This is a genomic window from Arthrobacter sp. TJ-263 (genome assembly GCF_058269155.1).
The window spans coordinates 209,018-227,759 of record NZ_JBZCNE010000003.1 but is presented as its reverse complement, the minus strand read 5'-3'; the positions used below and the strand labels follow the sequence as shown (position 1 = coordinate 227,759).

Annotated in this window: 17 protein-coding genes and 2 riboswitches; of the genes, 13 read left to right on the top strand and 4 right to left on the bottom strand. The window is 69.9% G+C overall.

The window, feature by feature from the left end; genetic code table 11:
- The first annotated feature begins 181 nt into the window (after window positions 1–181).
- The gene (locus tag AC4D2F_RS15130; RefSeq protein WP_104167169.1) at window positions 182–1,468 is read left to right on the top strand and encodes an adenylosuccinate synthase; all 1,287 of its coding nucleotides are present in this window, start codon (window positions 182–184) and stop codon (window positions 1,466–1,468) included.
- Window positions 1,469–1,545: 77 nt separating this feature from the next.
- On the opposite strand, the gene AC4D2F_RS15125 is transcribed toward AC4D2F_RS15130, so the two are convergent.
- Window positions 1,546–2,331 carry a SurA N-terminal domain-containing protein gene (locus AC4D2F_RS15125; RefSeq protein WP_490911291.1) on the bottom strand — a complete coding sequence of 262 codons (786 nt, stop codon included), beginning with the start codon at window positions 2,329–2,331 and terminating at the stop codon, window positions 1,546–1,548.
- 94 nt (window positions 2,332–2,425) lie between these two features.
- On the bottom strand, window positions 2,426–2,932 hold the full coding sequence (locus AC4D2F_RS15120; protein WP_490911290.1) for a DUF427 domain-containing protein: 507 nt from the start codon (window positions 2,930–2,932) through the stop codon (window positions 2,426–2,428).
- Between the two features lie 79 nt (window positions 2,933–3,011).
- Here AC4D2F_RS15120 and AC4D2F_RS15115 point away from each other — a divergent pair, with 79 nt between their 5' ends.
- The 10 genes from AC4D2F_RS15115 (at window position 3,012) to AC4D2F_RS15070 (ending at window position 15,069) form a co-directional block, all read left to right on the top strand.
- Window positions 3,012–3,818 (top strand): carbon-nitrogen hydrolase family protein, encoded by an 807-nt coding sequence (locus tag AC4D2F_RS15115; RefSeq protein WP_490911289.1) that lies wholly within the window; start codon window positions 3,012–3,014, stop codon window positions 3,816–3,818.
- 46 nt (window positions 3,819–3,864) lie between these two features.
- The gene (locus AC4D2F_RS15110; RefSeq protein ID WP_104168157.1) at window positions 3,865–4,899 is read left to right on the top strand and encodes a LacI family DNA-binding transcriptional regulator; all 1,035 of its coding nucleotides are present in this window, start codon (window positions 3,865–3,867) and stop codon (window positions 4,897–4,899) included.
- A gap of 163 nt (window positions 4,900–5,062) precedes the next feature.
- On the top strand, window positions 5,063–6,781 hold the full coding sequence (araB, locus tag AC4D2F_RS15105; protein WP_490911288.1) for a ribulokinase: 1,719 nt from the start codon (window positions 5,063–5,065) through the stop codon (window positions 6,779–6,781).
- Window positions 6,778–7,491, top strand: a complete 714-nt coding sequence (locus AC4D2F_RS15100) for an L-ribulose-5-phosphate 4-epimerase (protein WP_490911287.1) — start codon at window positions 6,778–6,780, stop codon at window positions 7,489–7,491. Before araB ends, AC4D2F_RS15100 begins: the two co-directional genes overlap by 4 nt.
- Window positions 7,488–9,002 (top strand): L-arabinose isomerase, encoded by a 1,515-nt coding sequence (araA, locus tag AC4D2F_RS15095; protein ID WP_104167157.1) that lies wholly within the window; start codon window positions 7,488–7,490, stop codon window positions 9,000–9,002. The genes AC4D2F_RS15100 and araA overlap by 4 nt, the downstream gene beginning before the upstream one ends.
- A 57-nt stretch (window positions 9,003–9,059) precedes the next feature.
- Entirely contained in the window at window positions 9,060–10,181 is a 1,122-nt protein-coding gene (gene chvE / locus AC4D2F_RS15090) for a multiple monosaccharide ABC transporter substrate-binding protein (RefSeq protein ID WP_104167155.1), read from the top strand.
- A 110-nt stretch (window positions 10,182–10,291) separates the two neighbouring features.
- A complete protein-coding gene (gene mmsA / locus AC4D2F_RS15085; protein ID WP_104167153.1) occupies window positions 10,292–11,821 on the top strand; it encodes a multiple monosaccharide ABC transporter ATP-binding protein in 1,530 nt (509 codons plus the stop codon).
- 4 nt (window positions 11,822–11,825) lie between these two features.
- A complete protein-coding gene (gene mmsB, locus AC4D2F_RS15080; protein WP_104167151.1) occupies window positions 11,826–13,061 on the top strand; it encodes a multiple monosaccharide ABC transporter permease in 1,236 nt (411 codons plus the stop codon).
- Between the two features lie 212 nt (window positions 13,062–13,273).
- Complete coding sequence (locus tag AC4D2F_RS15075; protein WP_104167149.1) at window positions 13,274–13,828, top strand: RNA polymerase sigma factor; 555 nt, start codon at window positions 13,274–13,276, stop codon at window positions 13,826–13,828.
- The gene (locus AC4D2F_RS15070) at window positions 13,825–15,069 is read left to right on the top strand and encodes a hypothetical protein (protein ID WP_490911285.1); all 1,245 of its coding nucleotides are present in this window, start codon (window positions 13,825–13,827) and stop codon (window positions 15,067–15,069) included. The genes AC4D2F_RS15075 and AC4D2F_RS15070 overlap by 4 nt, the downstream gene beginning before the upstream one ends.
- On the opposite strand, the gene AC4D2F_RS15065 is transcribed toward AC4D2F_RS15070, so the two are convergent.
- Together AC4D2F_RS15065 and AC4D2F_RS15060 are read right to left on the bottom strand one after the other, a co-directional pair.
- On the bottom strand, window positions 15,066–15,578 hold the full coding sequence (locus tag AC4D2F_RS15065) for a CoA-binding protein (RefSeq protein ID WP_104167145.1): 513 nt from the start codon (window positions 15,576–15,578) through the stop codon (window positions 15,066–15,068). The two genes, AC4D2F_RS15070 and AC4D2F_RS15065, sit on opposite strands and share 4 nt — an antisense overlap.
- On the bottom strand, window positions 15,575–16,954 hold the full coding sequence (locus AC4D2F_RS15060) for an O-acetylhomoserine aminocarboxypropyltransferase/cysteine synthase family protein (RefSeq protein ID WP_104167143.1): 1,380 nt from the start codon (window positions 16,952–16,954) through the stop codon (window positions 15,575–15,577). The genes AC4D2F_RS15065 and AC4D2F_RS15060 overlap by 4 nt, the downstream gene beginning before the upstream one ends.
- Window positions 16,955–17,045: 91 nt before the next feature.
- Window positions 17,046–17,149: riboswitch (SAM riboswitch) on the bottom strand.
- An 84-nt stretch (window positions 17,150–17,233) separates the two neighbouring features.
- On the opposite strand from AC4D2F_RS15060, the gene AC4D2F_RS15055 reads away from it, so the two are divergent.
- Both AC4D2F_RS15055 and AC4D2F_RS15050 read left to right on the top strand, forming a co-directional pair.
- Window positions 17,234–17,464: a hypothetical protein gene (locus AC4D2F_RS15055; RefSeq protein WP_490911283.1), complete on the top strand. Its 231-nt coding sequence runs from the start codon at window positions 17,234–17,236 to the stop codon at window positions 17,462–17,464.
- A gap of 120 nt (window positions 17,465–17,584) precedes the next feature.
- A riboswitch (cyclic di-AMP (ydaO/yuaA leader) is annotated at window positions 17,585–17,765 on the top strand.
- A 5-nt stretch (window positions 17,766–17,770) separates the two neighbouring features.
- Window positions 17,771–18,694, top strand: a complete 924-nt coding sequence (locus tag AC4D2F_RS15050) for a C40 family peptidase (protein ID WP_490911281.1) — start codon at window positions 17,771–17,773, stop codon at window positions 18,692–18,694.
- The last annotated feature ends 48 nt before the right edge of the window (window positions 18,695–18,742 follow it).

Below are 18,742 nucleotides of genomic sequence, written 5' to 3'. Positions count from 1 at the left end.
GCAACGGAACCGCAACCATCACGGACGAGGCTTTTGCGGCGTTCCCCGGGCCCCTCGGCTAAACTCGGACGGTAAGAGCCCCAGTGGCCGCACCCTGCGTGCGACCGGTTGGGGCGTTCTGATGCACGGCGTACTTTCCGCGGTCGCGCGGGGGGACCCGTACCGAATGGGGGAGGATCCCATGCCAGCAATCGTCATCGTCGGAGCCCAGTGGGGCGACGAGGGTAAGGGCAAGGCCACCGACCTGCTGGGTGGCCGGGTCGACTACGTCGTGAAGCCGAACGGCGGCAACAACGCCGGGCATACCGTGGTCGTCAACGGCGAGAAGTACGAGCTGAAGCTCCTTCCCGCCGGCATCCTCAGCCCGAACGCCGTGCCGATCATCGGCAACGGCTGCGTCATCAACCTCGAGGCGCTCTTCGAGGAGATCGACGGGCTCGAGGCCCGCGGCGCGGACACCTCGAAGCTGCGTGTCTCCGCCAACGCCCACCTCGTGGCGCCCTACCACCAGGTTCTCGACAAGGTCACCGAGCGCTTCCTCGGCAAGCGTGCGATCGGCACCACGGGCCGCGGCATCGGCCCGGCCTACATGGACAAGGTGGCCCGTCTGGGCCTCCGCGTCCAGGACGTCTTCGACGAGTCGATCCTGCGGCAGAAGGTCGAGGGCTCCCTCAAGCAGAAGAACGAGCTGCTGGTCAAGGTCTACAACCGCCGCGACGTCGAGGTGGAGGAGGTCGTCTCCTACTTCCTGTCCTTCGCCGAACGGCTGCGGCCCCTCGTCATCGACTCCACGTTCGTGCTCAACGAGGCGCTCGACGCCGGCAAGGTGGTCCTCATGGAGGGCGGCCAGGCGACCTTCCTCGACGTGGACCACGGCACCTACCCGTTCGTGACGTCGTCGAACCCCACCGCCGGCGGCGCGTCCGTCGGCTCGGGCATCGGCCCCACGCGCATCTCCCGCTCGATCGGCATCATCAAGGCGTACACCACCCGTGTGGGCGCGGGCCCCTTCCCCACGGAACTCTTCGACGAGATGGGCCTGTACCTCCAGAAGACGGGCGGCGAGTTCGGCGTCAACACCGGCCGGCCGCGCCGGTGCGGCTGGTACGACGCCGTCCTGGCGCGCCACGCCTCGCGCGTCAACGGCTTCACGGACTACTTCGTGACGAAGCTCGATGTCCTCACGGGGATCGAGAGCATCCCGGTGTGCGTCGCGTACGACGTCGACGGCGTGCGGCACGACGAGATGCCCATGACGCAGACCGAGTTCCACCACGCCAAGCCGGTCTTCGAGTACTTCGACGGCTGGACCGAGGACATCACGGGCGCCCGGACCATCGAGGACCTGCCCGACAACGCGCAGAACTACGTGCGGGCCCTCGAGAAGCTCTCCGGCACCCGGTTCTCGGCCATCGGCGTCGGCCCGGACCGGGACCAGACCATCGTGGTCAACGACCTCATCAACTAGGCGGTCGACCACGCGACAGCGGCCCCCTTCGTCCTGCGAAGGGGGCCGCCGTCGTCCGGGCTCGTGCCGGTCCGGGGTTACAGGTTGACGGTGATGTCCGCGCCCTCGCGCAGCTGCGCGATGAGGGCCTGGGCGGCCTCGGACGTCTTGCCGCCCTTGAGCTGCTCCTCGATCTCGCCCCGCACCTCGTCGATCGGGGGCAGCGGCGTCGCGGTGGCACCGCTGGCCTCCTGCTGGGCTGCTGCGGCGTCGTAGGCGTCCTGGACCTCCTGGTCGCTGGGCGTCGTGTCGCCGGCCTCCTCGGCGAGCAGCGCGTCGAGCTTCACCTGGTCGGTGAGCTGGGAGTCGAACTCGGCGTCGTCGAGCCCCTGCTCGGAGAAAGCGGCACGCAGCTCCTCCTCGGAGCCCAGTCCGCTGGTCTCCAGCAGGTTCTCGATCGCGGCGGCCCGGGCCTCGGGCGTGGCCTCGATGCCGCGTTCGTCCGCCTCCTGGCGCAGCAGCTCGGTGCTCACGAGATTGTCCGCGACGGTCGTCTTCAGCAGGTCCTGGTCCACCTCCTGGCCGCCGGCCTGCGCCTGGGCGGCCGCCTGCGGGAACTGGCCCTCGTAGGCCGCGGTGAACTCCTCCCGCGTGATCTCGGTGCCATTGACCACCGCGACGACATCGGGGAGGCCCTCGACGTCCGGCTCCGGCTGGGCGGCGTCCCCGGCGGCGGCCGACTCGTCCGGTGCGGGCGCCGTGCTCGATGCCGCTGCGCCCTCGGGCTCGTCACCCGCGGCACCGCAGCCACCGAGGACCGCGATGGAGCCGACGAACGCGGCTGCGATCAGGCGCCGGCCCAGGATTGTTCCCTTGATGGTCATGCTGAGCCTGTCCTTGCGTCGCGTGCGATGGTCAGCCTGCGACGATAGCGGTGCCACCTGAACGTCCGCTGGACGTGCCCTCCGAGCCGGGCTGCTACCAGCCCCAGGTCCCCGCGCCGCCCTTGAACGGGCCGACGATCGCCGAGGTGATCCAGCCGCCGTAGAAATCGCCCTCCTGGGCCTGCACCCGCTCGCCGTCCACGGTGCACTCGTCCATCCGCGAGGGGTAGAGCGCCGCGCGCGTGGCCAGGTCCTCGTACCCGCGCACCGGAGCGGGGTAGGTCCAGGCACCGCGCGGGCTGCGGGCGGTCCCGGCGACGACGTCGAAATAGCTCGCGGCACCCTTGAACTCGCAGTGCGTGGTGCCGTCGACGGGCACCAGGACCCCGGGTGCGAACGCATCGATCGGCAGGTAGTAGACCGGCGGATGGCTCGTCTCCAGGACCCGGACGGCGTTGTCCGTGCTGATGACGAGCCGGTCGCCGAACCGCACCTCGATCCTCGCCGTCGTCGGCTCCACCCGCGGCGGCCTCGGGTAGTCCCACACGGATTCCTGGCCGGGGCCGGGTTGCACACGCTGTCTCGTCACCGGGTTCCTCATGGGACGAAGGCTACTCCGGCGCGCTGGACGGGGTCTGTACGCTGGACGGGAGGTGTCATCCACACGTGAGGGCGGGAACATGTTGGTCAGCGTTGGTCAGTTCAGGCCCGGCGGGGACGCCGCGGCGAATCTCGCCGTGATGCGGGACCTCGCGGAGCAGGCCGCCGCCGAGGGCTCGGAACTCATCGTCTTCCCCGAGGAGTCCATGTTCACGGTCGGCCGGGTGGAGGGCTCCCTCCGCCAGGCCGTCGAGGCCACCTGGACCTCCTTCGTCCAGCAGCTGTCGTTCATCGCAGCCGCGCATTCCATCGCCGTCGTCGCCGGGGGCTACGAGCCCAGCGGCGAGGAACGGCCCTTCAACACGCTCGTCCTCGTGGACGGGACCGGCCGGATCATGGACACGTACCGGAAGCTGCACCTCTACGACGCCTTCAGCTACCAGGAGTCCACGCGCATCAAGCCGGGCGACGGCGGCATCACGGTGGCCCGGCTGGGCGGCCTCGGGGTGGGGCTCATGACCTGCTACGACCTCCGGTTCCCCGAGCAGGCGCGGGCGCTCGCCGACGCCGGGGCGGACCTCATCTGCGTGCCGGCCGCGTGGTTCAGGGGTGAGCACAAGATCGAGCACTGGGAGACCCTGCTGAAGGCGCGGGCCATCGAGAACACCGTGTGGGTGGCGGCGGCCGGGACCTCCAGCAGCCATACGATCGGCCACTCCGCCATGATCGACCCCATGGGGGTGCCGCAGGCGCACCTGGGGGACGAGGAGCGCGGCGTGGTCACCACCGAGGTGACACGGCGCAGGGTCGACGACGTCCGCGAGTTCCTGCCCGTCCTGCGGAACAGGCGCTTCGCGCGGAACGAGTCCATTGTCGACGCCCACTGACGCGGAGTCCTCCCGTCCGGCCGAGCCGTCCCGCCCCGCGGAGGGGGTGCGGCCCCCGGAGGGACGTGCCGCCAACATCCGGGACGTGGCCCGGCGGGCAGGGGTCTCGCACCAGACCGTGTCCCGGGTGATCAACGGCCATCCGAGCCTCCGCCCGGAGACACGTGACCGCGTCCTGGTCGCCATGGACGAGCTCAGCTTCCGGCCCAACCGTGCGGCCCGCGCGCTCGTGACCAGCCGGTCCACCACCATCGGCGTGCTCGTCGGCAAGGGCTTCGAGTACGGGCCCGCGGCGAGCCTGCAGGCCATCGACAGCGCAGCACGCCGCGCCGGGTACGCCGTGGACGTCGCGCACCTCGACGAGGTCGACGGCGGTTCGATCCGCTCGGCCCTGGACCGATTGCTGGCCCACGGCGTGGACGGGCTCATCATCCTGGCGCCGCAGGCGCAGACGCTCGAGGAGATCGAGCGGCTGTCCATCACCCTGCCCTTCGTGACGGTGCACTCCGCCCGGGCCCACGACGACCACCGGCTGTCCGTGGACCAGTCCGGCGGGGCCGTCCTCGCGACCCGCCACCTGCTCGAGCTGGGCCATCGGCGCATCGCGCACGTGGCCGGTCCGGAGGGCTGGTTCGAGACGGACGCCCGCATCCGCGGGTACCGCGGTGAGATGGAGGCGTGGGGCCTGGCACCCGAGCCCCTCCTCTCCGGGACGTGGACGGCGGACTCCGGGTACCGGGCCGGGCTCGCACTGATCCAGGACCCCGGGATCACTGCTGTCTTCTCCTCGAACGACCAGATGGCGCTCGGCCTGATGCACGCCTTCCGCGAGCACGGGCTGCGGGTGCCCGAGGACATCAGCGTGGTGGGCTTCGACGACGTCCCCGAGGCCGCCCACTACTGGCCCCCGCTCACCACGGTGCGGCAGGACTTCCCGGAACTCGGCCGGCGTTGCGTCGCACGGCTGCTCGGGCTGATCGGCGCGCCGGCATCTGCTGCCGTCACCGCACCGGTGGGATCGACCGCCGATGTGCGTCCCGAGTTCATCCTGCGCGAGTCCACGGCCCGCCTCCCGGGCTGACGCTTCTACGCCCCGGGCCTCCTCCCCACGCATTGACACAGCCCGCGGGCAGGGCACACACTGGTGACCGCGGATGTGAACGGTCACATTAACCGGATGCGCCGCCACCACGATCCACCAGGGCACTGCCTGCAGTCCCGAGAAGAACAAAGAGGTCCTTCCCTTGAGTGACTCCACCCTGGGCGCATCCGCGCCGACCGAGGACGCCGGCAGGCCCGCCTACGTCATCGGCGTCGACTACGGCACCCTGTCCGGGCGCGCCGTCGTCGTCCGCGTCGCCGACGGCGCAGAACTCGGTGCCTCGACGCTCGAGTACCCGCACGCCGTCATGGACTCGACGCTCGCCGCGACCGGCGAGCCACTCCCGCCCGAATGGGCCCTGCAGGTACCCTCCGACTACGTCGACGTCCTCCGCACGGCCGTCCCGGGTGCCGTGCGGAAGGCGGGCATCGACCCGCAGGACGTCATCGGGATCGCCACGGATTTCACGGCGTGCACCATGGTGCCCACGCTCGCCGACGGCACGCCCCTCAACGAGGTCCACGGCTACGAGGACCGCCCCCACGCCTACGTGAAGCTCTGGAAGCACCACGCCGCCCAGGGCCAGGCCAACCGCATCAACGACCTCGCGGCAGAACGCGGCGAGGCTTGGCTGCCGCGCTACGGCGGACTGATCTCGAGCGAGTGGGAGTTCGCGAAGGGCTTGCAGCTGCTCGAGGAGGACCCCGAGCTGTACGGCCTCATGGACCACTGGGTGGAGGCCGCCGACTGGATCGTCTGGCAGCTCACCGGCGAGTACGTGCGCAACGCCTGCACCGCCGGGTACAAGGGCATCTACCAGGACGGCGCCTACCCCTCCGAGGAGTTCCTCGCGGCGCTCAACCCGGACTTCGCCGGATTCGCCCGCGACAAGGTGGAGCACACCATCGGCGCCCTCGCGTCGAGGGCCGGTTCCCTGTCGGAGGAGGCCGCCGGCTGGACCGGCCTCCCCGCGGGCATCGCCGTCGCCGTCGGGAACGTGGACGCGCACGTCACGTCTCCCGCCGCGCAGGCCACCGACCCGGGCCAGATGGTCGCCATCATGGGCACCTCGACGTGCCACGTCATGAACTCCGACCGCCTCGCCGAGGTGCCCGGCATGTGCGGCGTGGTGGACGGCGGGATCGTCGAGGGCTTCTACGGCTACGAGGCCGGGCAGTCCGGCGTCGGCGACATCTTCGCGTGGTTCGTCGCGAACCAGGTGCCCGGCGAGATCCGCGACGCCGCGACGGCCCAGGGGCTCAGCGTGCACGAGTACCTCACCGAGCAGGCCCGGGCGGAGCCTGTCGGGGCGCACGGGCTCGTGGCCCTCGACTGGCACTCCGGCAACCGCTCCGTGCTCGTGGACCACGAACTGTCCGGCACCATCGTGGGGCTGACGCTCGCCACGAAGCCGCACGAGGTCTACCGCGCACTCCTGGAGTCGACGGCGTTCGGCACCCGGACGATCGTGGAGACCTTCAACGCCTCGGGCGTCCCCGTGACCGAGTTCGTGGCCGCGGGCGGGCTCATCCGCAACCCGTTCCTCATGCAGGTCTATGCCGACGTGCTGAACATGCCCATCTCCGTGATCGGCAGCTCCCAGGGGCCGGCCCTCGGGTCGGCGATCCACGCCGCCGTCGCCGCCGGAGCGTACGAGGACATCCATGCGGCGGCCGCCGCGATGGGCCATTCGGACCGCGCCGCGTACACCCCCGACGCGGAACGCGCCGCGGCGTACGACGCCCTGTATCGCGAGTACACCGAGCTCCATGACTACTTCGGGCGCGGCACCAACGATGTCATGCACCGGCTCAAGGCCCTCCGCCGCGCGGCCCGCACGCAGCAGGCGGTGACCGCATGAGCCGGTTCACCCCCGACGTCGAGGCCGCCGTCGCGGCGGTCCGCCAGGACGTCGCCGCCCTGCACGCCGAACTCGTCCGCTACGGACTCGTGGTCTGGACCGGCGGCAACGTCTCGGGCCGCGTGCCCGGCGCAGATCTGTTCGTCATCAAGCCCTCCGGGGTCGGCTACGACGACCTGACACCGGAGAACCAGATCCTCTGCGACCTCGACGGCAACGTCCTAGCGGGCACCCCCGGGTCCGAGCGCTCCCCGTCGAGCGACACCGCGGCCCACGCCTACGTCTACCGGCACATGCCCGACGTCGGCGGCGTGGTGCACACGCACTCCACCTACGCCGTCGCCTGGGCCGCGCGCGGCGAACCGATCCCGTGCGTGATCACCGCGATGGCGGACGAGTTCGGTGGCGAGATCCCCGTCGGTCCGTTCGCGGTCATCGGTGACGACTCGATCGGCCGCGGCATCGTGGAGACCCTCACCGGCCACCGCTCGCGCGGCGTGCTCATGAAGAACCACGGGCCCTTCACCATCGGCAGGGACGCGAAGGACGCCGTCAAGGCCGCCGTCATGCTCGAGGACGTCGCCCGGACCGTCCACATCTCCCGCCAGCTCGGCGCCCCCGTGCCCATCGAGCCCGAACACGTCGACTCCCTTTTCGACCGGTACCAGAACGTGTACGGTCAGTCATCGACCCCAGGAGCCCTTGCATGAGCCGCCTCAGCACCACCCTCGACGCCTACGAAGTCTGGTTCCTCACCGGCAGCCAGGAGCTCTACGGCGAGGAGACACTGCAGCAGGTCGCCGAGCAGTCGCAGGAGATCGTCCGCCTGCTCGAGGAGTCCGGCCTGCCCGTGAAGGTGGTCTGGAAGCCCACGCTGAAGGATTCCGCCTCGATCCGGCGCATGGCGCTGGAGGCCAACGCCGCGGACCACGCGATCGGGGTGATCGCCTGGATGCACACCTTCAGCCCCGCGAAGATGTGGATCGCCGGGCTCGACGCCCTCCGCAAGCCGCTGCTGCACCTGCACACGCAGATCAACGTGGCACTGCCGTGGGGCGAGATCGACTTCGACTTCATGAACCTCAACCAGGCCGCGCACGGCGACCGCGAGTTCGGCTACATCCAGTCGCGCCTCGGAGTGCCGCGCAAGACCGTCGTCGGGCACGTGTCCAGTCCCGACGTCTGCGCGAGGATCGCATCCTGGCAGCGGGCCGCCGCCGGCTGGGCCGCCGTCCACGACCTCAGGGTGGCCCGCTTCGGCGACAACATGCGGAACGTCGCCGTCACCGAGGGGGACAAGACCGAGGCCGAGCTGCGGTTCGGCGTCTCGATCAACACGTGGGGCGTCAACGACCTCGTCGTCGCCGTCGAGGGGCAGTCGGAATCCGACGTCGACGCGCTCGTAGCCGAGTACGAGGAGACGTACGACGTGGTCCCGGAGCTCCGCCGCGGCGGGGACCGGCACGAGTCGCTGCGCTACGGCGCCCGGCAGGAGCTCGGTCTGCTCTCCTTCCTCGAGGAGGGCGGCTTCGGGGCCTTCACCACCAGCTTCGAGGACCTCGGCGCACTCCGCCAGCTGCCCGGCCTCGCCGTCCAGCGCCTCATGGCCCGCGGCTACGGTTTCGGAGCCGAGGGCGACTGGAAGACCGCCGTCCTCGTCCGGGCCGCCAAGGTCATGGGCGCGGGGCTCCCGGGCGGCGCCTCCCTCATGGAGGACTACACGTACCACCTGGTGCCGGGGGAGGAGAAGATCCTCGGCGCGCACATGCTCGAGATCTGCCCCACCCTGACCACCGCGAAGCCGTCCCTCGAGGTGCACCCGCTGGGGATCGGCGGCAAGGAGGACCCCGTGCGCCTCGTGTTCGACACCGACCCCGGCGCGGGCGTCGTCGTCGCGATGTCGGACATGCGGGACCGCTTCCGCCTCACCGCGAACGCCGTCGAGGTGGTGCTGCCCGATGCCCCGCTGCCCAACCTGCCGGTGGCCCGCGCGGTGTGGAAGCCGGAGCCGAGCCTGGCGACCTCCGCCGCGGCGTGGCTCAGTGCCGGTGCCGCCCACCACACCGTCCTCAGCACCGCGGTGGGCCTCGAGGTGTTCGAGGACTTCGCGGACATCGCCGAGGTGGAACTGCTGCGGATCGACGCCGACACCACCCTGCGGGACTTCCAGCGTGAACTGCGCTGGAACGCCGCCTACTACCGGCTGGCGCAGAAACTCTAGGACCCTCCACCACAAGCCGGCAACGCCGCCGGAAACCACTCACAAGAAAGATCCACCATGAATCGGAAATACCTGGCCGGCATCGCGGCCGCCAGCATCCTGACGCTCAGCCTCACCGCGTGCGGTGGCAGCAGGGGCGGCGGCGACGCCGCTGCCGAGGGCGAGGGCGGGTCCAACGAGGGCGCCAAGATCGGCGTCGCCATGCCCACGCAGCAGTCCGAGCGCTGGATCGCCGACGGCGAGAACGTCAAGAGCCAGCTCGAGGAACTGGGCTACGAGGTGGACCTCCAGTTCGCCAACGACGACATCCCCACGCAGGTCTCGCAGATCGAGAACATGATCAACGGCGGCGTGAAGGCCCTCGTCATCGCCTCGATCGACGGCACCACCCTCACGAGCGTCCTCGACCAGGCCGAGTCCCAGGACATCCCGGTCATCGCCTACGACCGGCTCATCAACGAATCCGAAACCGTGGACTACTACACGACCTTCGACAACGAGGAGGTCGGCGTCCAGCAGGCCACCTCACTGCTCACCGGCCTCGGCGTCCTCGACGCCGAGGGCAACGAGACGGGCGAGGAGGGCCCCTTCGACGTCGAGCTCTTCGCCGGGAGCCCGGACGACAACAACGCCACGTTCTTCTGGAACGGCGCCATGAAGACCCTGCAGCCCTACCTGGACAGCGGCGTGCTGCGCGTGCCCAGCGGCCAGACCGACTTCGAGCAGGCGGCGATCCTCCGCTGGCTCCCCGACACGGCGCAGGACCGCATGGAGGACCTCCTCACGGTCGGCGGCGGCGAGCGCCTCGAGGGCGTCCTGTCGCCGTACGACGGCCTGTCGATCGGCATCATCTCGGCCCTGACCTCCGGCGGTTACTCGGCCGACGAGCTGCCCGTCGTCACCGGCCAGGACGCCGAGGTCGGCTCGATGAAGTCCATCATCGCCGGCGAGCAGTACTCGACGATCTTCAAGGACGTCCGCGAGCTCGGCAAGCAGGCCGTGACGATGGTGGACGCCCTCATGAAGGGTGAGGAGCCCGAGGTGAACGACACCGAGACGTACGACAACGGCGTCAAGGTGGTCCCCTCCTACCTGCTCGAGTCCGAGATCGTCACGGTGGACAACTACGAGGCCGCCCTCGTGGAGACCGGCTACTACACCGAGGACGAGCTCAAGTAGGCGTCCCGCAGTATGCCTGACCCCGTGGCTCCGGACCGTCCTGGTCCGGAGCCACGGGTTCCTCGCCCGGCCGTTGCCGGGACTTCCATACGAGTGAGTGAGGCCTGACCATGGCGGAGAACATCCTTCGGATGCACCGCATCACCAAGACCTTCCCGGGCGTGAAGGCACTGCAGGACGTCAGCCTGGACGTCGCGCGCGGAGAAGTCCACGCGATCTGCGGGGAGAACGGGGCCGGGAAATCGACCCTCATGAAAGTACTGTCCGGGGTCTACCCGCACGGCACGTACGACGGCGACATCGAGTTCGAGGACACCGTCGTGGAGTTCAAGGACATCCGCGACAGCGAACGCGCCGGCGTCGTCATCATCCACCAGGAACTCGCCCTCTCCCCCTTCCTGTCCGTCGCGGAGAACATCTTCCTGGGCAACGAGCGCGAGAAGCGCGGATTCATCAACTGGAACGAGACCAACGTGGAGGCGGCCAAGCTCATGCGCCGCGTGGGCCTGAACCTCAGCCCGGTGGTTCGCGCCGGTGACATCGGTGTCGGCAAGCAGCAGCTCGTGGAGATCGCGAAGGCACTCTCGAAGAACGTGAAGCTACTGATCCTCGACGAGCCCACAGCCGCCCTGAACGACGAGGACTCCGCGCACCTCCTCGGTCTCGTGAAGGGCCTCCGGGAGGAGGGCATCACCTGCATCATCATCAGCCACAAGCTCAACGAGATCCGCGAGATCGCCGACTCCGTCACGATCCTGCGCGACGGCCGCACCATCGAGACGCTCAGCCTCCACGACGGTTCGGTCACGGAGGAGCGCATCATCAAGGGCATGGTGGGGCGCGACATGGAGAGCCGTTACCCGGACCGCACGCCGGTCATCGGCGAGGAGGTGCTCCGCGTCGAGGACTGGACGGTGCGCCACCCCCAGGAGAGCTCCCGCGTGATGGTCGACGCAGTGAACCTCTCCGTCCGGGCGGGCGAGGTGGTCGGCATCGCCGGACTCATGGGTGCCGGGCGCACAGAGCTCGCCATGAGCATCTTCGGCCGCAGCTACGGCTCCCACATCACGGGCACGCTCTACAAGAACGGTTCGCCGATCACCGCGCGCACGGTCGGGGAGGCGATCCGGCACGGCATCGCGTATGCGACGGAGGACCGGAAGCGCTACGGCCTGAACCTGATCGACGACATCAAGCGCAACATCTCCGGCGCCGCCCTCGGCAAGCTCGCGAAGCGCGGGTGGGTGGACAGCGGCCGGGAGGCCGTCGTCGCCGGCGACTACCGGAAGTCCATGAACATCAAGGCGCCGTCCGTCACAGCCATCACCGGCAAGCTCTCCGGCGGCAATCAGCAGAAGGTGGTGCTCTCCAAGTGGATGTTCTCGGACCCCGACGTCCTCATCCTCGACGAGCCCACCCGCGGGATCGACGTCGGCGCGAAGTACGAGATCTACACGCTCATCAACCGCCTGGCCGCCGAGGGGAAGGCGATCATCGTCATCTCCTCCGAGCTCCCCGAGCTCCTCGGCATCTGCGACCGCATCTACACCCTGGCCGAGGGCCGCATCACCGCCGAGGTGCCCATTGCACAGGCCACCCCGGAACTCCTCATGCAACACATGACCAAGGAAAAGGACTGACTCCATGGCTACCACCGTCAAGGACACCGCCGTCGCGGCGCCACCGCCTCCCGTCAAGCACGGGATCTCCTTCCTGACGAGCAGGCTGCGGCAGATCGGCATCTTCGTCGCCCTGCTGGTGATCGTCACCCTCTTCCAGGTGCTGACCGGCGGCGCCCTCCTGCAGCCGGACAACGTCTCGAACATCATCGTGCAGAACAGCTACATCCTCCTGCTGGCCATCGGCATGGTCATGATCATCGTCGCCGGGCACATCGACCTGTCCGTCGGCTCCGTGGCGGCCTTCGTCGGCGCGATGTCCGGCATCATGGTGCAGGACTGGAGCTTCCCCTGGTGGGCCGCCTTCCTCGCATCGCTGATCATCGGCGGTCTCGTGGGCGCCTGGCAGGGCTTCTGGGTGGCCTACGTCGGGATCCCGGCGTTCATCGTCACCCTCGCCGGCATGCTCATGTTCCGCGGGCTCACGCAGATCGTCCTCGGGAACCAGCGCATCACCGGCTTCCCTGAGGAGTACCGCCAGCTGGGCGGCGGCTTCCTGTTCCCGGGACTGTTCCCGCCGGAAACCAACCTCCTGGACTGGACGACCGTCGGCCTCGGCCTCATCGCCACGATGCTCCTCGTCGTCACGCAGCTGCGCGGCCGGGCCACCCGTGCCCGGCTCAAGCTCGAGGACGAGCCGGCGGCGTGGTTCTTCACCAAGCTCGCGTTCATCGCGGTCATGATCCTCGGACTGACCTACCTGCTGGCCGGTTCGCGCAGCGGGACGCCGATCGTCCTCGTGGTGCTCGGCGTGCTGATCGTCGCGTACAGCGCCGTGATGAACAACAGTGTCTTCGGCCGCCACATCTACGCCCGGGGCGGCAACCTCCAGGCCGCGCAGTTGTCCGGTGTCGACACCAAGCGGATCGATCTCATGCTGTTCGTCAACATGGGCGTGCTGGCTGCACTGGCCGGGCTCATCTTCACCGGCCGCCTCAACTCGGCCGGCCCGGGTGCGGGCAACCTGTTCGAGCTCGACGCCATCGCGGCGGCGTTCATCGGCGGCGCCGCCGTGACGGGCGGCGTCGGAACGGTCATCGGGGCCATCACCGGCGGCCTGATCATGGGTGTGCTGAACAACGGCATGTCCCTGCTCGGGGTGGGGATCGACGTCCAGCAGTTCATCAAGGGCATGGTGCTGCTGCTCGCCGTCGGGTTCGACGTGTTCAACAAGCGGCGCGCCTCGAACGCCCTGAAATAGGGCCCGGACAGGAATCCGGGAAAAGAACGGGACGGGCGTAACTTTCCCCGCCCCCCGGTCGATTACCCCAATGGAAGTGCCGCACCGAGGCTTATCCCCCAACGGGCCTCGGTGCGGCCTTTTGTGCACGTGGACGAAGGGGCTCCGCCCCGGCCGGGAGGCGACGGTTACGATGGTGACGCCGTCCCACCCGAACAAGGACTCGATGAAACGTGGTCTCAACGCTGCCTGATGATGCGCTGAGCCGCGCGCAGGCGGGGGAGCCGGCGGCGCTGTCGCTGATCTATCAGGCGCTGGGCCCAGCTGTCCTGGGGTACTTCGTGGGGCGCAGGTCGGAGGACCCGGAGGCCCTCACCCAGGAAGTCTTCCTCGCGGTCTTCTCCAGGCTGGACTCGGTCACCGGAGGGCTGCCGGGGCTGCGAACGTTCACCTTCTCCGTCGCCCATGCGCGCCATGTGGACGAGGTGCGGAAGAGGACACGGGCGCCGGTCCTGGTGGGTTACGAGGCCGACGGCGACACCCGGACCACCGACTCCGCGGAGGCGGTGGTGCTCGGCACCCTCGACGCCGGCGGTGCAGGGGAATTGCTCGAGCAGCTCAGCGCCGAACAGCGCGACGTCATCCTCCTGCGCATCGTCGCCGAGCTGCCGATCGACCAGGTCGCGGAAATCCTCGGGAGGTCGACAGGATCGGTCAAGCAGCTGCAGCGGCGGGGGCTGCTCAAGCTGAAGGAACTTGTTCGACCCAATGAATCGGAAGCGCTATGACTGGACGTGAGACGCCGTCGCCGGACGTCGTGCTGCATCTCCTCGACGAGGCCGGCATCGCCGAGGAGCCCGCCCTCGTGCGTGCCCTGGAGGCCATCGGGGAGCTCGGCGCGGGCCCCGCGCCGGAGGTCGCCGCCGAGCTCGCCCAGCTGATGGCCGACGGCGGCAAGGCTCCGTCGGACCGCCGCACCAAGCGGCGCATCACCTTCATCGGCGGTGCGCTGGCCGTGTCCATGGGCGTCGGCATGTCCGGCGTCGCGGCCGGCACCTTCCACCTCGCGGACGGCCTCACCGAGGCCGTGGAGTCGGTAGCGCGCTTCAGCATCCGGGAGAGTGCCGACCGGGCGGATCTCCTTCCCGACGCACGGGCGGGGCAGGACGACGGCGGGGGTCACGGCGTCGTGGCCCCGTCCACGGGCACCCCGGCCCGCTCCCTCGTGGAGTTGGTCCCAGCGCCGTCGGCTGCAGGAGAGGCGGACAGGGCGGCCGATACCGGTTCCTCCGCGGCAGGCGCCGGTCCGTCCGTGGCGGAGGCCGCGCCGCTCGTTCCGGTGGACACGGCGCCGTCCGTCCCGGTGGGGGCCGCGCCGTCCGTTCCCGTACGGGCTGTGCCGGCTGCTGCCGTTCCGACACCTGCCGCGGTCCCACCCGCGGCAGTCCCTCCTGCCCGTCAGGCGCCCCCCGGAGCGGCTCCCCCTGCCGCTGTCCCACCCCCTGCGGCGTCACCCGTGGCACCGACCGGATCCGCGCCCGGGCCCGAGCGCCGCGCGGTGCCCCGAAGTCACGGTGGGGGAGGCCACGGTCCGGGGACCCCGGTCCTCGGGAACGGGACGTCGGGCGATCCGGTGCCCGGGACCGGGACGGCGGACGGCCAGGTCTCCGGGAATGGAACGGCGAACGGTCAGGGTCACGAGATCCGGCAGCCGCGGCAGGCGCGGGTGGAGACTCCGGTCGGTCCTGGGGCCGATCCGCAGGCTGAGGTCGGCTCGTCCGCAGAGGCACGGGCGATCTCCGCGCCGCCCAGCAGGGCCTGGCTCCTCGCGCCCGGCGGCGGTCCTGGGCATGTCCCGTCCGCGGGGACCTCCGGAGCGGCGGTGGAACCCGTCGCGGAGCCGTGGGCGTCCGAGTCCGCCACGGATGTGGCCGCAGCAGTGCACCCCGCAGTGCACCCCGCCGCGGATGAGCCCGCTGCCGGGCAGCCCGACCGGACGGATCCGCCGGAGGTCCCGGCCCTCCGCTAGGAGGTGATCTGCCGCTTCGAGGAGATGACGCCGGTGTTGAAGCCGGCGAGGTTGAGCCCGCCGTGGAAGCGCGCGTGCTCGATCTTGAGGCACCGGTCCATCACCACGTCCAGGCCGGCCGCTTCGGCCTCGCGTGCGACGTCCTCGTGCCACGATCCCAGCTGCAGCCAGAGCGTCTTCGCGCCGACGTCGAGCGTCTCCTGCAGCACCGAGGGCAGGTCGTCGTGCTTGCGGAACACATCGACGACGTCGGGCACCTCGGGCAGGTCCTTCAGCGATGCATAGGCCGGCCGGCCGAGGATCTCCTTCGCCACCGGGTTGACGAAGTACAGGCGGTAGGGGGAGGAGGACTGCAGGTAGGTCGCCACGAAGTAGGACGCCCGCGAGGGCTTGTCCGAGGCCCCGACGATCGCGACCGACCGAGCGTGCCTCAGCAGGTTCAGCCGTTCGGGCGCCGTCGGCCCTTCCCAGGTCCGTCCAGGTGTCGCGTTGCCGGTGCCGCCGCTCATGCTCCCACTCCCACTGCCCGCGTCGCCGATGCGTCGTCGTCGTTCTCTCCGGCCGCTTCCTGCGGCAGGTCCTCGAAGGAGGCGTCGGCGGCGTTCACCGCGATGTCCAGGGCCTGGTCCAGGTCCCAGAGGATGTCCTCGAGGTCCTCCAGGCCCACGGAGATGCGCACGAGGTCCTCGGGGACGCCCGCCGCTGCGAGCTGCTCGGCCGAGAGCTGCTGGTGCGTCGTCGAGCCCGGATGGATCACGAGGGTGCGGGAGTCGCCCACGTTCGCGAGGTGCGAGGCGAGCTGCAGGGACTCGATGAACTTCTGTCCCGCCTTGCGCCCGCCCCTGATGCCGAAGCTGAACACGGAGCCGGGGCCCTGCGGAAGGTAGGTCTTCGCCCGCTCATGATGCGCGTGGGTGGGGAGCCCGGCGTAGTTGACGTACTCCACCCGCGGGTCGGCCTGCAGCCACTCCGCGACGGCCAGGGCGTTCTCGAGGTGTTCGTCCAGGCGCTGCGCGAGGGTCTCGACCCCCTGGAGGAGCTGGAACGCGGACATCGGCGAGAGGGAGGGCCCGATGTCGCGGAGCTGCTCGGTGCGCAGCTTGGTCAGGAACCCGTATTCCCCGAAGTTCGCCCACCACTGGATGTTGCCATAGGAGGGCACGGGTTCGGTCATCATGGGGAATTTGCCGTTGCCCCAGTCGAAGCGGCCGCTCTCCACGATCACGCCGCCGAGCGTGGTGCCGTGCCCGCCGATGAATTTGGTGGCCGAATGGATGACGATGTCCGCGCCGTGCTCGATGGGGCGCACCAGGTAGGGCGTGCTCAGCGTGGAGTCGACGATGAACGGGATGCCGGCGTCGTGGGCGACCTTCGCGAGGCCTGCGAGGTCGGCGATCTCGCCGGAGGGGTTCGCGATCACCTCGGCGTAGACCGCCTTGGTGTTGTCCCGGAGGGCGGCCGCGTAGTCCGCGGGGTCCGTCCCGGGGACGAAGGTGGTCTCGATGCCGAACCGGCGCAGGGTGACGTCGAGCTGGGTGACCGTGCCGCCGTACAGCTGGGAGGCGGCGACGATGTGGTCCCCGGCCTGGCAGAGCGCCGCGAAGGTGATGAACTCCGCGCTCATGCCCGACGCCGTCGCCACGGCCCCGATCCCGCCCTCGAGGGAGGCGATGCGCTCCTCGAACGCCGCGACCGTCGGATTGCCGATCCGCGAGTAGATGTTGCCGTACTTCTGCAGGGCGAAGAGGTTCGCGGCGTCGTTGGTGTCCTTGAACACGAACGAGGTCGTCTGGTAGATGGGGACGGCCCGGGCCCCGTGGGTGGCGTCGGGAGTGCCGCCGGCGTGGAGTGCACGCGTGCGGAAACCGAAGGAACGTTCTGCCATCAGGCACCTGCCTTGCTGGGTTCGGATGCTGCGAGGGGGATTTCGGGGGCGACGTCGATGCCGAAGGCTGCTGTGGCTGCACTCATGGGTTCCTCCATCGTTCTGGCAGTAGCACCCTCATGCCGCCGCGCGACGCGGAGGCCAGGGTTGCTGCGGCGTCAGTGAGCCAGATCTCTCAGCCGCTCGGGATGGTCGGATCGAGTCTGACACCGGGCCGGTGCAGAACCAAACCATGTGTCCCCGTGTGAGGCAGGGGTTGCGGCGACCTAGGCTGGAGGGATGGAGGAATGGAGATCGGCAAGCCGGGCGCAGGACCGCAAGCTGTGGCAGACGCTCTGGTACGTCGGAGCCGCGCTGACGCTCACGCTGGCCAGCAGCATCCTGGTGGCCCTCGGCGGCCTTGGAACGGCGGCCACGGACTGGTTCTACATCCAGCAGGCGGTGCTGCTCACGCTCAGTGCAGCCGGGACGGTCTTCGCCCTCCGTCGCTGGCGGGAGCTGCGCGGCTGAGGAGCACTTCACCCCCCGTTACTCTAATGTGACAGAAGTGACTGCTGTTGGGTATGGTCAACATGTGCTTCCGCGACCGTGGGGCGCTCCTGGACGGAATGCCGAGCCCTGCCGTCGTCCCGGAATCGTTCGCAACCACGAAAGGCAGGGACGGGGGAACCACTAGTTCCACCGGGCGCGCAGGAGACCCTGCAGGCGCCCTCGGGGTTAAGTCGCACCACATCACCCACGGGTGATGTTCGCGGCCGGGTGACTCCCATCCGAACCCGACAGCTCACCCCGCAGGCATGGGAGAGGTATAGAACCATGTCACGAAACATTTCTTCAGCGCGCCACCGTGCCGACGTCGACGGCAGTCTCGCGCTGCAGGGCCTGTCCCGCGCCGCCAGGGCCCACACCACCGCCGTAGGCCGCCCCGTCGCCATCGCCGCCGTCACCTCGGGCCTCGCGCTCGGCGCCGTGGGCACCGCCCATGCCGGTGAGTACACCGAGCAGGGCGCGACGACGACCCCCGCGGTCGTTGCAGCCCCCGCAGCACAGGCTGCCCCCGCCGCGCAGACGGCTGTCGCCTCCCCGACGACGCACACCGTCGTCCCGGGTGACACGCTGGGCGCCGTCTCGGCACGCTACGGCGTGGACCTGACCGCGGTCCTCACGGCGAACGGCCTGTCCGTCGCATCGATCATCTTCCCGGGCGACATCATCACCATCCCGACGGGCGGCGCCGCTGCGGCCCCGGCCCGGACGGTCTCGGTGCCCGTGGCCGCTCCCCAGGCTGCGCCCGCGGCCGTCGTGGCTCCTGCTGCGCCTGTCCAGCAGGCCGCGGCCGTCGCCCCGGCTCCCGTCTCCACGGCTCCCGGCTCCGGCGTGTACCTGGCCTCCGCCAAGATCACCCCGGTCGCAGCCTCCGGTGGTACCGCGGGCACCCTCCTGGCCTCCGCCCGGTCCCAGCTCGCATCCGGTGCCGTCCAGGACTGCACCATCCTCGCGGAGAAGGCACTGCGCGCCGCAGGAATCCCCGTCGGCGACCTCGGCCCCTCGCAGTTCCTGCAGTTCGGCTCCACGGTGGCATCCCCCGCCCCGGGTGACCTCGTCGTCACCGGCGGCCACGTCGCGATCTACGCCGGCGGCGGCCAGGTCATCAGCAGCGGCATGAACGGGGCGAACCTCACCATGCAGCACTCCCTCTCCGACCTCCCGGGAGCCTCCTTCGTCCGGGTTGCTGGCTGACACCGGAGCGAACCACGCGCGGGAAGCGGCAGGTGCTTGGACGGGGCC

Bases quoted from the DNA above. Each gene is read 5' to 3' on its own strand.
- AC4D2F_RS15115 (WP_490911289.1), top strand. From the start codon at position 3,012: ATGTTGGTCAGCGTTGGTCAGTTCAGGCCCGGCGGGGACGCCGCGGCG.
- AC4D2F_RS15100 (WP_490911287.1), top strand. From the start codon at position 6,778: ATGAGCCGGTTCACCCCCGACGTCGAGGCCGCCGTCGCGGCGGTCCGC.
- AC4D2F_RS15055 (WP_490911283.1), top strand. From the start codon at position 17,234: ATGGAGGAATGGAGATCGGCAAGCCGGGCGCAGGACCGCAAGCTGTGG.
- AC4D2F_RS15120 (WP_490911290.1), bottom strand. From the start codon at position 2,932: ATGAGGAACCCGGTGACGAGACAGCGTGTGCAACCCGGCCCCGGCCAG.
- AC4D2F_RS15065 (WP_104167145.1), bottom strand. From the start codon at position 15,578: ATGAGCGGCGGCACCGGCAACGCGACACCTGGACGGACCTGGGAAGGG.
- AC4D2F_RS15070 (WP_490911285.1), top strand. From the start codon at position 13,825: ATGACTGGACGTGAGACGCCGTCGCCGGACGTCGTGCTGCATCTCCTC.
- AC4D2F_RS15060 (WP_104167143.1), bottom strand. From the start codon at position 16,954: ATGGCAGAACGTTCCTTCGGTTTCCGCACGCGTGCACTCCACGCCGGC.
- chvE (WP_104167155.1), top strand. From the start codon at position 9,060: ATGAATCGGAAATACCTGGCCGGCATCGCGGCCGCCAGCATCCTGACG.
- mmsA (WP_104167153.1), top strand. From the start codon at position 10,292: ATGGCGGAGAACATCCTTCGGATGCACCGCATCACCAAGACCTTCCCG.
- AC4D2F_RS15050 (WP_490911281.1), top strand. From the start codon at position 17,771: ATGTCACGAAACATTTCTTCAGCGCGCCACCGTGCCGACGTCGACGGC.
- AC4D2F_RS15130 (WP_104167169.1), top strand. From the start codon at position 182: ATGCCAGCAATCGTCATCGTCGGAGCCCAGTGGGGCGACGAGGGTAAG.
- mmsB (WP_104167151.1), top strand. From the start codon at position 11,826: ATGGCTACCACCGTCAAGGACACCGCCGTCGCGGCGCCACCGCCTCCC.
- AC4D2F_RS15125 (WP_490911291.1), bottom strand. From the start codon at position 2,331: ATGACCATCAAGGGAACAATCCTGGGCCGGCGCCTGATCGCAGCCGCG.
- araA (WP_104167157.1), top strand. From the start codon at position 7,488: ATGAGCCGCCTCAGCACCACCCTCGACGCCTACGAAGTCTGGTTCCTC.